At 73.4% G+C, this 12,708-nt stretch carries 11 protein-coding genes and 1 pseudogene; 7 read left to right on the forward strand and 5 right to left on the reverse strand.

The annotated features are described in order from the left end of the window. The first annotated feature begins 116 nt into the window (after positions 1-116). The 4 genes and pseudogenes from ACIRS4_RS28060 (at position 117) to ACIRS4_RS28075 (ending at position 3,636) form a co-directional block, all read left to right on the forward strand. Complete coding sequence (locus tag ACIRS4_RS28060; protein WP_404201285.1) at positions 117-767, forward strand: TetR/AcrR family transcriptional regulator; 651 nt, start codon at positions 117-119, stop codon at positions 765-767. Positions 768-855: 88 nt separating this feature from the next. Continuing rightward, entirely contained in the window at positions 856-1,902 is a 1,047-nt protein-coding gene (locus ACIRS4_RS28065) for a LacI family DNA-binding transcriptional regulator (RefSeq protein WP_404201459.1), read from the forward strand. 82 nt (positions 1,903-1,984) lie between these two features. Beyond that, positions 1,985-2,169, forward strand: a pseudogene (locus tag ACIRS4_RS28070) (4-hydroxybenzoate 3-monooxygenase); the annotation flags it as partial. Between the two features lie 30 nt (positions 2,170-2,199). After that, positions 2,200-3,636, forward strand: coding sequence for an aldehyde dehydrogenase family protein (locus ACIRS4_RS28075; RefSeq protein WP_404201287.1), 1,437 nt, complete (start codon positions 2,200-2,202; stop codon positions 3,634-3,636). Positions 3,637-3,720: 84 nt separating this feature from the next. On the opposite strand, the gene trxA is transcribed toward ACIRS4_RS28075, so the two are convergent. Further along, on the reverse strand, positions 3,721-4,245 hold the full coding sequence (trxA, locus tag ACIRS4_RS28080; RefSeq protein WP_404201289.1) for a thioredoxin: 525 nt from the start codon (positions 4,243-4,245) through the stop codon (positions 3,721-3,723). Here trxA and ACIRS4_RS28085 point away from each other — a divergent pair. Continuing rightward, entirely contained in the window at positions 4,244-5,689 is a 1,446-nt protein-coding gene (locus ACIRS4_RS28085; RefSeq protein ID WP_404201290.1) for a dihydrolipoyl dehydrogenase family protein, read from the forward strand. The two genes, trxA and ACIRS4_RS28085, sit on opposite strands and share 2 nt — an antisense overlap. A gap of 17 nt (positions 5,690-5,706) precedes the next feature. Here ACIRS4_RS28085 and ACIRS4_RS28090 read toward each other — a convergent pair whose 3' ends face one another. Then, on the reverse strand, positions 5,707-6,351 hold the full coding sequence (locus ACIRS4_RS28090; protein ID WP_404201292.1) for a peptide deformylase: 645 nt from the start codon (positions 6,349-6,351) through the stop codon (positions 5,707-5,709). Between the two features lie 171 nt (positions 6,352-6,522). Here ACIRS4_RS28090 and ACIRS4_RS28095 point away from each other — a divergent pair, with 171 nt between their 5' ends. After that, a complete protein-coding gene (locus ACIRS4_RS28095; protein ID WP_404201294.1) occupies positions 6,523-7,920 on the forward strand; it encodes a PepSY-associated TM helix domain-containing protein in 1,398 nt (465 codons plus the stop codon). Positions 7,921-7,982: 62 nt separating this feature from the next. Here the strand turns inward: ACIRS4_RS28095 and ACIRS4_RS28100 are convergent, their stop codons facing one another. After that, entirely contained in the window at positions 7,983-8,354 is a 372-nt protein-coding gene (locus ACIRS4_RS28100) for a tetratricopeptide repeat protein (protein WP_404201296.1), read from the reverse strand. Positions 8,355-8,441: 87 nt separating this feature from the next. Then, positions 8,442-9,038 carry a hypothetical protein gene (locus tag ACIRS4_RS28105; protein ID WP_404201298.1) on the reverse strand — a complete coding sequence of 199 codons (597 nt, stop codon included), beginning with the start codon at positions 9,036-9,038 and terminating at the stop codon, positions 8,442-8,444. 437 nt (positions 9,039-9,475) lie between these two features. Between ACIRS4_RS28105 and ACIRS4_RS28110 the strand changes: the two genes are divergently transcribed. Continuing rightward, a complete protein-coding gene (locus ACIRS4_RS28110; RefSeq protein ID WP_404201300.1) occupies positions 9,476-11,992 on the forward strand; it encodes a SpoIIE family protein phosphatase in 2,517 nt (838 codons plus the stop codon). A 58-nt stretch (positions 11,993-12,050) separates the two neighbouring features. Here ACIRS4_RS28110 and ACIRS4_RS28115 read toward each other — a convergent pair whose 3' ends face one another. Further along, positions 12,051-12,620 carry a TetR/AcrR family transcriptional regulator gene (locus tag ACIRS4_RS28115; protein ID WP_404201302.1) on the reverse strand — a complete coding sequence of 190 codons (570 nt, stop codon included), beginning with the start codon at positions 12,618-12,620 and terminating at the stop codon, positions 12,051-12,053. Between the last annotated feature and the right edge of the window lie 88 nt (positions 12,621-12,708).

A 12,708-nucleotide genomic window follows, 5' to 3' on the forward strand; every position in this document is an offset into this window, starting at 1 on the left:
GACTCTCCCAGAGGCTGAAACATTGCCGTAACGATCCGGACCGGGGTCCGTTTATCGTTGTACCACCTTAACCGGACCGCGGTCCAGTTTCATTCCCGGTGCTTTACGCTGAATTCATGTCCGCCGCTCTGCCCCCCTTCCCCAGTCCCGAGGAGATCGCCGGCGAGCCCGAGTTGCTGCAGCTCGGACCGGCCGAGGACGAGCCCTGTCTGCGCGCCGACGCGGCCCGCAACCGGGCCCGGCTGCTGGACGCGGCCGCCCGGCTCATCGCCGAGCACGGCGCCGCCGCGGTGACCATGGAGGCCGTGGCCGCCGCGGCGAACGTCGGCAAGGGGACCGTCTTCCGGCGTTTCGGCGACCGGACCGGACTGCTGACGGCTCTCCTGGACCACTCCGAGCGGAAGTTCCAGGCCGCCTTCCTCGCCGGCCCCCCGCCGCTGGGCCCCGGCGCGCCGCCGGTGGAGCGGCTGCGCGCGTTCGGCGTGGCCATGCTGCGGCGCGCGGCCGACGAGCTGGACCTCCAGCTGGCCGCCGAGCCCGGCGCGGAGCGCAGGTACTCGGTGGGAGTGCGCCGGCTGCACCACGGTCATGTGGTGCTGCTGCTCAGGCAGGCCGTCCCGGGCGCCGACGCCGAACTCCTCGCCCACACGCTGCTGGGCTACCTCAACCCGGTCCTGATCCACCACCTGACCCGCCAGTGCGCGATGTCGCAGGAGCGGCTGGAGGCCGGCTGGAGCGACCTGGTCGATCGGGTCGCCAAGAGCTGACCGTACGTCAGACTCCGTCCCCGCACGGGGAGTCCGGCGGGCGCCCGATACGGACCCGCCGGGTCGCGGAGTGACCGCTTCTGTCAAAATGCGCTACGTCATGGTGCAATTACCGAACACGCCCGTGCCGGGATCGCCGGCGCCGGGCTCCGTACCCACGAGCGCCGACGTGGCCCGCCTGGCCGGCGTCTCCCGCGCGACCGTCTCCTACGTGCTGAACAACACCAGCGCCGTACGGATCAGCGAACCCACCCGCCGCCGCGTCCACCAGGCCGCCAAGGATCTCGGGTACGTGCCGCACGCGGCCGCCCGCAGTCTGCGCGCCGGGCACAGCCGCATGGTCCTCATGCCCGCCCCGCCCGTCCCGGCGGGCCCCCTCTACAGCCAGTTCGTGCACGACTTCCAGGGCGCGCTCAGCAGGCTGGACTACATCGTCGTCCAGTACGGCGCCGGCGGGCTGCGCGGTGACGACGCCGCCCGCGCCTGGGCCGAGCTGCGGCCGGTCGCCGTGCTGGTTCCGGGCCCCGGGCTCGGCCCCGAGGGCGTGGCCGTGCTCAAGCGCTCCGGCGCCCGGGCCGTCGTCACCGTCGGCTCCGAGGCCGTCGCCGGCGCCCACGCGCTGCTGCTGGACCACGCGGGCGTCGGCCGCAGCGCCGCCCGGCACCTCCATGCCCGCGGCCGACGCCGCATCGGCGTGGTCGTCCCCAGGGAACGCGGCCTGGAGATGTTCTCCCAGCCACGGCTCCGCGGCGCCCGGGAGGCGCTCGAGGGCACCGACGCCACCGTGATCGAGCTGCCCCTCGCGCACACCGAGGAGTCGGCGGCGGCGCTCGCCGCCCGCTGGTCCTCCCTCGGCCTCGACGGGGTCTACGCCTACAACGACGAGTACGCCATGCTGCTGATGCGCGCACTTCAGGACGAGGGCGTTCGCGTTCCTGAGGACACCGCGCTCATCGGCGCCGACGACCTGATGCTCGGCCGGCTGCTGCGTCCCCGGCTCAGCACCGTCCGGATCGCGCTGCCCTCCGGACGGGACCTCGCCCATCTGGTCGACCGGGCCGTCCGCAACCCCGGCGCGGCGCCCGAGTCGCACGAACTGCTTGAAGCCACGGTGGTGCACCGCGACTCCACCTGACCCACGGACGCCGCGCGTGTACGCCGACGACGCCCGCGGTGCGGACCCGGTCGCGGCTCGGCCGTCGACGCGACCGCGCCCGTGTCCGGAACGCGTACGGCAGGCAACGCACTTGTCCCGCCCATGACTAGGATGTTGCACGCTCAACCAGATTGGGATGCGTTCGACCACCGGATGCAGCTCGCACGGCTGCGCCGGATCACCTCATCCCGCCACGCGGCCGCCGAACAGGCGGCGAACTACACGGGACTTCCGCTCCCCGAGTGAGTCCCGCGGGTCACTGATCGGAGAGCCCTCATGCCGTTGCTCGACCCCACGTCCTGGCAGCCCCACGCGCTGTCCGGCCCCCGGCACACCGTCACCGAGCCCGCCACCGGCGACGCCCTCGGCACGGTCTCCCTGGCCGACGCCGCGGACGTCGCCCCGGCCACCGAGGCCGCGCGCGCCGCCCAGGCCGAGTGGGCCCGTCTGCCGCACTTCGTCCGCGCCGGCGTGCTGCGCAAGGCGGGCGACCTGTTCACCGCGCACGCCGGGGAACTGCGCGAGTGGATCGTGCGCGAGTCCGGATCAGTCCCCGGCAAGGCCGACTTCGAACTCCACGTCGCCGCCCAGGAGTGCTACGAGGCCGCCGCCCTCGCCTCCCGCCCGGCCGGCCAGGTGCTGCCCAGCGAGGCGCCCCGGCTGTCGTACACCCGGCGGGTCCCGGTCGGCGTCGTCGGTGTGATCTCCCCGTTCAACGCGCCGCTGATCCTGTCCATCCGCTCCGTCGCGCCCGCCCTCGCGCTCGGCAACGCCGTCGTGCTGAAGCCCGACCCGCGCACCGCCGTCTGCGGCGGCCTCTCCCTGGCCGCCGTCTTCGCCGAGGCCGGACTGCCCGAAGGACTGCTGCACGTCCTGCCCGGCGGCGCGGAGACAGGGGCGGCCCTGGTCGCCGACCCGCTCGTCCCCGTGATCTCCTTCACCGGCTCCACCGCGGCCGGCCGCGCGGTCGGCGAGGCCGCCGGCCGCCACCTCAAGCGCGCCCACCTCGAACTCGGCGGCAACTCCGCCCTGGTCGTGCTGGAGGACGCCGACCTCGACGCGGTGATCTCCACCGCCGCCTGGGGCTCCTTCTTCCACCAGGGCCAGATCTGCATGACCACCGGCCGTCACCTCGTGCACGCCTCGCTCTACGAGGAGTACGTCGAACGGCTCGCCGCGAAGGCGGAGTCGCTCGCCGTCGGCGACCCGCACCGCGCGCACGTCCACCTCGGTCCGCTCATCGACGACGGCCAACTCGCCAAGGTCCACGGCCTGGTGGAGGCCAGCACCGCCGCCGGAGCCAAGCTCGCCGCGGGCGGCACGCACGAGGACCGCTTCTACCGCCCGACCGTCCTCGCCGGCGTCGACGACCACACCCCCGCCTACGCGGAGGAGGTCTTCGGCCCCGTCGCCCCGGTGCGCGCCTTCAGCACCCCCGACGAGGCCGCCGCCCTGGCCGCGGCCAGTTCCTACGGACTCTCCCTGGGCATAGTCACCAGGGACGCCGCCCGCGGACTCGACCTCGCCGAGCGCATCCCGACCGGCATCGTGCACATCAACGACCAGACCGTGAACGACGAGGCCGTCGCGCCCTTCGGCGGGATCGCCGCCTCCGGCACCGGCGCCCGCTTCGGCGGCGAGGCCAACCTGGAGGCCTTCACCGACGTGCGCTGGACGACGGTACGCGGCGACGTGGCGCCGTACCCCTTCTAGACGGGGCGTTCCGGTAGACGGCGCGGGCCCGAGGGCGGCACGGGGCGGCCGCCGCACCCCTTGCGAGGGGCGGCCGTCCCGAGGTCACTGGCCGTCGGGCGCGGCCTGCTGCTCCTCGATCGACTTGCGGACCTCGTCCATGTCCAGCTCACGGGCCTGCCCGATGACGTCCGTGAGGGCGGACTCGGGCAGCGCGCCCGGCTGCGCGAACACCGCGACCCGATCCCGGACGATCATCAGCGTCGGGATCGACTGGATGCCGAACGCCGCCGCCAGCTCCGGCTGCGCCTCGGTGTCCACCTTGCCGAACACCAGGTCCGGGTTCTCCTCGGCGGCCTGCTCGTAGACCGGAGCGAACTGACGGCACGGCCCGCACCAGGTCGCCCAGAAGTCGATCAGGACGAAGTCGTTGTCCAGGACCGTCTGGTCGAAGTTCTCCTTGGTGAGCTCCACGGTGCTGCTCATGCGTGTTACCTCTTCCCGGTGTCTTCTGCCAGGGTGCGTCCTGACATGGGGTGAAGCCGCCCGCACAACGCGGCCGGCCGGTCGGATATTCCGCGCCCCTACCCGTGTGGCCACCTCGCACACCACCCACCAGACTGACCCCATGACGGAAACGGAAACCAACCTGTACGACGTGGTTGTGCTCGGGGCCGGACCCGTGGGGGAGAACGTCGCCGACCGCACGCGCGCGGCCGGCCTCACCACCGCGGTCGTCGAGAGCGAACTCGTCGGCGGCGAGTGCTCGTACTGGGCCTGCATGCCCAGCAAGGCCCTGCTGCGGCCGGTCATCGCCCGCGCCGACGCCCGACGCGTGCCCGGCCTCGCACACCTGGTGCACGGCCCCCTCGACACCGCGGCGGTCCTCGCCCACCGTGACCAGGAGACCTCCGGCTGGAAGGACGACGGCCAGGTCGCCTGGCTGGACGGCATCGGCGCCGACCTGTACCGCGGCCACGGCCGCCTCTCCGGAGAACGCACGGTCACGGTCACCTCGCCCGACGGCGGCGAGCGGACCCTGACCGCCCGGCACGCCGTCGCGGTGTGCACCGGCACACGCGCCCTGCTGCCCCGGCTGCCCGGCCTCGCGGACGTCCGGCCCTGGACCAGCAGGGAGGCCACCAGCGCGAAGACCGCGCCCGCCCGCCTGATCGTCGTCGGCGGCGGAGTCGTCGCCGTCGAGATGGCCACCGCCTGGCGCGCCCTCGGCTCCGAGGTCACCGTCCTGGTCCGCGGCAAGGGCCTGCTGCCCCGCATGGAGCCCTTCGCGGGCGAGCTCGTCGCCGAGGCGCTCACCGAAGCCGGCGTCGACCTGCGCACGGGCGCCTCGGTGGAGCAGGTCACCCGACAGGACGGCGTCGTCGTCGCCGTCACCGACCGGGGCGACCGCTTCGAGGCCGACGAGATCCTCTTCGCGACCGGCCGCGCGCCGCGCACCGACGACCTCGGCCTCGACACGGTCGGCCTGGAACCCGGCTCATGGCTGTCCGTCGACGACAGTCTGCGCGTCACCGGCACCGACTGGCTCTACGCCGTCGGCGACGTCAACCACCGTGCCCTCCTGACCCACCAGGGCAAGTACCAGGCCCGGATCGCCGGCGCCGCCATCGCGGCCCGCGCCGGGGGAGCGCCCGGCGCGGGCTCCGGCCAGGACGGCGAACCGTGGGGACCGCACACCGCCACCGCCGACCACCACGCCGTACCGCAGGTCGTCTTCACCGACCCCGAGGCCGCCGCGGTGGGCCTCTCGCTCGCGGAGGCGGAACAGGCCGGCCACCGCGTGCGCGCCGTCGACGTCGAGTTCTCCTCCGTGGCCGGGGCGGGCCTGTACGCCGACGGCTACAAGGGCCGCGCCCGCATGGTCGTCGACCTGGAACGCGAGATCCTGCGCGGGGTGACCTTCGTCGGACCCGGCGTCGGCGAGCTGATCCACTCGGCCACGATCGCGGTCGCCGGACAGGTCCCCCTCTCCCGGCTGTGGCACGCCGTACCGTCCTATCCGACGATCAGCGAGGTGTGGCTGCGCCTGCTGGAGGCCTTCCGGGACGCCTGAGCTCCCCTGACGGGTCCTCAGGGCAGGTCGAAGCCCAGCTCCCGTGCCGCCTTCTCCGGCGTGGGCTGCGCCCAGCGCTCCAGCACCGTCTCGTTGGCGGCGAGCGAGCGCGTCTCTGCCCGGTCGAGGTAGAGCACGCCGTCGAGGTGGTCCGTCTCGTGCTGGACGATACGGGCGGGCCACCCACCGAACACCTCGTCCAGCGGCCGGCCGTTCCCGTCCGCGCCCGTCAGCCGCACCTCGGCGGGCCGGGCCACCACGGCCTGCCAGCCCGGCACGCTGAGACAGCCCTCGTAGAACGCGGCGCGGACGCTCCCGACCGGCTCGTACGACGGATTGACCAGCACCCGGAACGGCTGCGGCACCCGGCCCCGGGCCACCCGCACCTCCTCGGGCACCGGCGCCGGATCCTCGATCACCGCGATCCGCAGCCCCACCCCCACCTGCGGCGCGGCCAGGCCCACCCCGGGCGCCGCGTGCATGGTGACCCGCAGGGCCTCCACGAAGCGGGCCAGCAGCGCGGGGCCGAGCTGACCGTCGTAGCGCTCGGCGCCGGCGCGCAGGACCGGGTCGCCGGCCGCGACGATGGGCAACGGGCCGCCCGGGGCGAGGAGTTCCTCGACCCGCTCGGCAAGGGGAGCGCGGGCGCTGGGAGATGACATCGAACCAGCATGCCACGGCCCGACTCCCTTGTGACGCAGGTCACTTCGATGTGCGGGAACTTCACGCGGCCCCGGTCCGACCACTGGTGCGTCACGGCCGACGGCGTACCTGCCGACCGCCTCGCCGACCGTTCCCCGCGAACCCGCCCTCGACCCCGGAGAAGCCCGCCGATGTCCACCGCACCCCCGAAAACCACGGACGAGGCCCCCAAGCCGTCGGTGCCCACGCCCAAGTCGCCCGGCCCGTGGGCTCCGTTGCGCCCCCTGGTGCTCCGACTGCACTTCTACGCCGGTGTGTTCGTCGCCCCCTTCCTGCTCGTCGCTGCCGTCACCGGCTTTCTGTACGCGGGCGCGTTCCAGGCCGAGAAGCTCGTCTACGCCCACGAGCTGACCGTGCCGGCCGGTGAGGCCGAGCGGCCGATCTCCGAGCAGGTGGCCGCCGCCCGCACGGCGTACCCCGAGGGCACGGTCACGGCGGTGCGGCCCTCCCCGGAGGACGACGCCACCACCCGCGTCATGCTCTCCGGCGTCGAGGGCGTCGCCGCCACCCACACCTTCGCCGTGTTCGTCGACCCCTACACCGCCGAGGTGCGCGGCGGCCTCGAACAGTACGGCTCGACCGGCGCGTTGCCGCTGCGCACCTGGATCGACGAGTTCCACCGCGACCTGCACCTCGGTGAGAACGGCCGCCTCTACAGCGAGTTCGCCGCCAGCTGGCTGTGGGTGATCGCGGGCGGCGGCCTGGTGCTGTGGTTCTCCCGCCGCCGTGCCCTGCGCAAGGTCCGCGGCACGAGCGGCCGTCGCCGCACCCTGGGGCTGCACGGCACGGTCGGCGCGTGGACCGCGGCCGGCTTCCTCTTCCTGTCCGCGACCGGTCTGACCTGGTCGCAGTACGCGGGCGCGAGCATCGACGACCTGCGCTCCTCGCTCGGCGGCGCCACCCCGTCCATCTCGGCGGCGGCGAGCGGCGGCGACCACGCCGGCCATGACGCCGCCGGCGGCGACGGCGGGAACGGCGAACACGGGATCGGCCTCGACAAGGTCCTGGCCGCAGCCCGCGCCGAGGGCCTGGGCGACCCTGTGGAGATCGTGCCGCCCGCGGACGCCGGCTCGGCGTACGTCGTCAGGCAGGTGCAGCGCAGCTGGCCCACGAAGCAGGACGCCGTCGCGGTCGACCCGGCGAGCGGCGAGGTCACCGACGTGCTGAGGTTCGAGGACCACCCCGTCCTCGCCAAGCTGACGCGCTGGGGCATCGACCTGCACACCGGGGTGCTGTTCGGCCTGGTCAACCAGATCGCCCTGATGCTGCTCGCGCTGGCGCTGATCCTCCTCATCGTCTGGGGATACCGCATGTGGTGGCAGCGCGGCCGGGGCAACTCCTTCGGCCGGCCGATCCCGCGCGGCGCGTGGGCGCAGGTCCCGCCGTACGTCCTCGTCCCGCTGATGGCGGTGATCGCCGCGCTCGGCTACTTCGTGCCGCTGCTCGGGATACCGCTGGCCGCGTTCCTCGTCGTGGACGTGGCCCTCGGCGAGATCGCACACCGGCGGGGGCGGCGGACGGCGGTCTGAGGCGCCCGCGAACGCCCGGCGGCCCGGCGGTGGAGGTCACCGCCGGGCCGCCCTCACGTATGTCAGACCTCCGGGAAGTCGCCCGCCAGCGCCGAGGCGAGACGCAGATGCGGTCGCGCCTCAGCGTGCCGCCCCTGCCGCTCCAGGGTGCGGCCCAGCATCAGCCGGGCGTACCCCTCCACCGGGTCACGCTCGACGATGGCGCGCAACTCGGTCTCGGCGCGGCGCAGTTGGGCCGAGTGGTAGTAGGCGCGGGCCAGCAGCAGCCGAGGCCCGGTCTGCTCCGGGGCCTCCTCCACCAGCCCCGCAAGGACGCGTGCGGCGGCGGTGTACTCCTTCGCCGCGAAGAACAACTGCGCCCGCTCCCACCGCTCGGCCTGCGTCCCGTGGGCGTAGTACCCGGACTCGTACGCCGCCTCGTATGTCGTGTCCACGCTTGACCTCCTTCGCGCCCGACAACCAGCACCGGCGGTGCGGTATTCCGCGGTCTCCGCTCGGTGCGCGGGGGGCCGCCGCGGCCGTCAGCCGCCCGCCACGGCGACCGTCGGCGGCCGGACCTCCAGAACGACGGCGGTGGCGGCCACCGCTCGGTCTTCGTGCATGGCGATCTCCTGGCCGATGCGGACGTCCGTCCACTGCGAGGGCGTCAGGGGGACGATGCGGACCGCGGCTCGTTCACCGAGCTCCAGGGAGGGCGTGTACTCCACCCAGAGGCCGCCGATGTGCAGCGACGCCTCCCCGGTGGGCAGTCGGCGCCCGATGTCCCACATGGGCCGCAGCACGCCGGGGCCGGGAACGGGCCTCTTGCGAAACGTCGAGCCGGCCGGCCGGAGCGTCAACTCCGCTCGTACCACGCCGTGATGTGTCTCGGAGCAGCGCCAACGGCACCAGGCCGCGCTCCGCTCCAGCCGGAGCCGCTCGGCCGCGTCGGCGAGCGACTGCCAGAAGGCCGCAGGCAGCGGACGGTCGTCCCCGAGTTCCTCCAGCAGACCGAGAGCGACCTCCCACTCGTCGTGAGCCAGGTACTCCCAGACGTCGTTCACAGTGATCGAGTTCTCGGTGGCGGCTCCCTCCGGGACCAGAAGTCCGGCCGCTTCGAGCAGTCCAGGTACGTCCATGCCGCCATGGTGACCGATCGCACCGGCCGGTTCGGCGTACGAGCCCCGGCTTCCGAGGCATGTCCATGTCGATCCGGCTCTTCCTCGGTCTCGCCGACCGCATGGCCAGTACGGCGACCTGGACCGCGTGACGTACGGGTCGCCTGACCCGGGTCGGCGGGCTCGCGGCCGACGCCGGCTTCCGGCGCGTCCCACCTGCATGGGACGTCACGAGCGCTGACCGGGCGACCTCCGCGACCGTGGCCGACGAGCCGTTTCCCGTCGGCGGCGGCTTCGCCTGGCCCGCTCGCTCCTCGGGGAGCACCGATGCGATCGCGACATACCGAATATGACCGTACTAGCCTATTTGCGTTCATAGCGTGGTCAGGTCGCGTGATGCCTGCACAGCTGCCGCAGGTCGGCAGGGCAGCCGGGAGCCGCGATCGGCAGGAGGCGAGATGCCCGCCAACGAGGAGCTGTCCAGGTCGCAGACGCTGAGGCTGGCCCTGCGGCAGGCGACGGCGTGCGTGGACGGGCTGGGAGCGCTGGCGCACTGGCGCAGTGCCGACCGGCTGCGGCTGGTGGCCGTCAGCGGACTCGAGGCTTCCAGCGTCGAGGCGTGGGCGGAGCTGCGGCTGGACGCGCAGACCCCGCCCGCGCGTGCGGTGCGCGGCGACGCGTACGTCTGGGCGGCCGGGGACAGCGCGGTCACCGGGGCTCACGGCACGGCCGCGGTGCCGCTGCCCGGCCCCGACGGGCCGGTCGGGGCGCTGTCCGTCCTCACGGCGGGCCCCGGGGGACCGGACCCGACGCAGCGCTCCCTCCTGCGGACCCTCGCGGCATGGGTCGCCGCGCGCCTGGAGACCTCCTCCGACCTCAGCACGCCCGACGGCACGCCGGAGGCCCTGCTGACGGTCGGCGACGACTGGCGGATCGTCTTCGCCGACGCAGAAGCCGAACGACTGCTCGGCGACGGATGCGCGCCGCTGGTGGGCAGCGTCCTGTGGAAGGGGCCGGCCGGCCGCCTGCCCGGACTGGAAGGACCGTGCCGACGGGCGGTCGCCGAGGGGCAGCCGGTCAGTTTCCTCGCCCACTCGCCGGCCGATCAGCGTCTCCACCACGTGCGGCTGGTCCCCGCGTCCCGGGGCGGCGGCCTGGCGATCCACCTGTCCGAGGTCACGGATCCCATGGTGGACGCGTTCGAGGCCACGGCCGCCGAGGCCGCCGGGAGAGGCCCGGCCGAGCGTCCCGTCCGGATGAGCGAGGTCACCGCCGCGCTGGCCAAGGCCGTCACCGCCGCGGACGTGGTGCGGGTCGTCGAGGAGCGGGTCCTGCCCGCCCTGGGCGCCGACGGACTGCTCGTGCAGGCCCTCGACGACGACCGGCTGCGCCTGATCGGCTGCGTCGGCTACCCCCAGAGCTTCATCGACGTGGTCGGCACACGGCTCTCCCCCCTGTCCGCCAGCCCCGCGGTCGCCGCCGTGCTCCGCACCGGCACACCCCGCTTCGTCGAATCCCAGGCCGAGTACCTCAGGCTCTACCCGAAGGCGAAGTTCCTCGCGGACGCGTCGCCGAAGAACGCGTGGGTCTTCGCGCCCCTGATCGCCTCGGGGCGCCCCATCGGATGCTGCGTCATCTCGTTCACCCAACCGCGTTCCTTCGGCGACGAGGAGCGGAACCTGATCCTCGCCCTGAGCGGACTGCTCGCCCAGGCCCTGGAGCGGGCCCGCCTGTACGACGTGGAACACGCACGCGCGCAGGAGCTCCAACGCGACCTGCTGCCCAGGGCGTTGCCGCGTCTGGCCGCCGTCCGCGCCGCGGCCCGGTATCTGCCCGCCGGCAAGGGCGAGAAGGTGGGCGGCGACTGGTACGACGTGATCCCGCTGTCCGCCGAGCGCGTCGCCATGGTGATCGGCGACGTCATGGGACACGGCATCTCCGAGGCCGCCACCATGGGCCGCCTCCGCACCGCCGTACGCACTCTCGCCGACCTGGAGATGGCCCCCGACGAGCTGCTCTACCACCTCAACGAGCTGACGAGCGACCTCGGCGAGGACTGCTACATCACCTGCCTGTACGCCGTCTTCGACCCGGTCACCCGCACCTGCTCCTTCTCCCTGGCCGGCCACCCCCCGCCGGTCGTCGTCGCCCCCGACGGCGCGGTGCGCTGCCCCGAACTCGCGGCCGACCCGCCACTGGGCGCGGCCGTGCCCCCGTTCAAGCTCCACGAGCTGCACCTGCCGGAGGAGAGCCTGCTGGTCTTCTACACCGACGGGCTGGTCGAATCGCCCACGCGTGACATCGACCAGGGCCTGGCGCAACTCCAGCGGACCCTGGCGCACGCGGTGACGCGAACGACGTACTTCCCGGACGAACCCGCTGGGCCGGCCGGGCGCCGCGACGACGACGCGGAACGGCGCCTGGAACGCCTGTGCGACCTCGTCATCTCGGCCCTGCTGCCCGACGCGGAGCAGACCAGCGACGACACGGCGCTGCTCATCGCCCACACACGGTCCACCGCCCCCGAGGACATCGCGTCCTGGAACCTTCCGGAACATCCCTCCGCGGCCGGTCAGGCCCGCGAGTACGCCCGCAAACAGCTCGCCGTCTGGGGACTGGACGACTGTCTGATGACCACCGAACTGATCGTCAGCGAGCTGGTCGGCAACGTCATCAGACACGGCAAGGGGCCCATCCGCCTGCGTCTGCTGCGCAGCAGTTCACTGGTCTGCGAGGTCTACGACGGCAGCCTCACCACGCCCCGCATCCGGCGCGCCACGTTCACCGACGAGGGCGGACGCGGCCTGCAGTTGGTGGCCGCCCTTTCCCAGCGCTGGGGCGCCCGCTACCTCCACGACGGCAAATGCATCTGGACGGAGCAGGAACTGCCCGAACCCGAACCACCCGTCCCGGGCTCGTCGGAACCGGCAGCAGGCGGCATGGCGATCACGGCGGATCGGCAACGCACCGGATGATCGAGAGCTGCCCCCGCCCTGCCGCACTGCCGCCTCGGTCACGATGGCGCCGGTGCGGTCAGCCGGCCGGGGGTTTCTCGGCGCTCCGGAACATCTCGTACGTCAGCGCCCGGAAGGTCTCCTCAGGGTCCCGCCCGTCCAGTGGGCCGTCCAGGTTGCGGGAGAGCAGCAGTGTCGCGAAGCCGTGGGCCATCGACCAGGCGGCCATGAAAGCGATGGCCGGGTCGTCGGCGTAGCCCTCCACCGCCGCACGGAGCCGGCTACGCGTCCGCTCGCGCGCCGCGAGGAGTTCGGGGTCGTCCGGGCGCAGGAGCTCGGGACGGAACATGACCTGGAAGTGCGCCGGGTGGGTGGTGGCGAAGTGCACGTACCGGACGCCCAGGCCGCGCAGGTCCTCCGCCTCGCCGAGCGCGTCGGACAGGAGGCCGTAGCCCTCGGCCGCGATGGCGGTGAGCAGGCCCGCGCGGTCCTTGAAGTGGTGCGCGGGCGCGGCGTGGGACACGCCTGCGCGGCGTGCCAGGTCGCGCAGGGACAGGGCCGCCGGCCCTTCGGCGGAGATGACGTCGAGGGCCGCGGTGAGCACGGCCCGTCGTAGGTCGCCGTGATGGTAGGCGCGTTCAGCGGTCATGCCCAGCAGGTTACGCGCAATCTAGACGTTGACAAGTTCGGCCGCCGAAGGGAATCTAGTCGGTGTCAAGATATATGGGCCACGGGAA

It is taken from the genome of Streptomyces sp. NPDC101166, from assembly GCF_044768125.1.
Taxonomy (GTDB): Bacteria; Actinomycetota; Actinomycetes; order Streptomycetales; family Streptomycetaceae; genus Streptomyces.

Coding starts and splice junctions, on each gene's coding strand:
- ACIRS4_RS28105 (WP_404201298.1), bottom strand. CDS start 9,038: ATGGACGTACCTGGACTGCTCGAAGCGGCCGGACTTCTGGTCCCGGAG.
- ACIRS4_RS28065 (WP_404201459.1), top strand. CDS start 856: ATGCGCTACGTCATGGTGCAATTACCGAACACGCCCGTGCCGGGATCG.
- trxA (WP_404201289.1), bottom strand. CDS start 4,245: ATGGGGTCAGTCTGGTGGGTGGTGTGCGAGGTGGCCACACGGGTAGGG.
- ACIRS4_RS28090 (WP_404201292.1), bottom strand. CDS start 6,351: ATGTCATCTCCCAGCGCCCGCGCTCCCCTTGCCGAGCGGGTCGAGGAA.
- ACIRS4_RS28085 (WP_404201290.1), top strand. CDS start 4,244: ATGACGGAAACGGAAACCAACCTGTACGACGTGGTTGTGCTCGGGGCC.
- ACIRS4_RS28095 (WP_404201294.1), top strand. CDS start 6,523: ATGTCCACCGCACCCCCGAAAACCACGGACGAGGCCCCCAAGCCGTCG.
- ACIRS4_RS28060 (WP_404201285.1), top strand. CDS start 117: ATGTCCGCCGCTCTGCCCCCCTTCCCCAGTCCCGAGGAGATCGCCGGC.
- ACIRS4_RS28115 (WP_404201302.1), bottom strand. CDS start 12,620: ATGACCGCTGAACGCGCCTACCATCACGGCGACCTACGACGGGCCGTG.
- ACIRS4_RS28075 (WP_404201287.1), top strand. CDS start 2,200: ATGCCGTTGCTCGACCCCACGTCCTGGCAGCCCCACGCGCTGTCCGGC.
- ACIRS4_RS28110 (WP_404201300.1), top strand. CDS start 9,476: ATGCCCGCCAACGAGGAGCTGTCCAGGTCGCAGACGCTGAGGCTGGCC.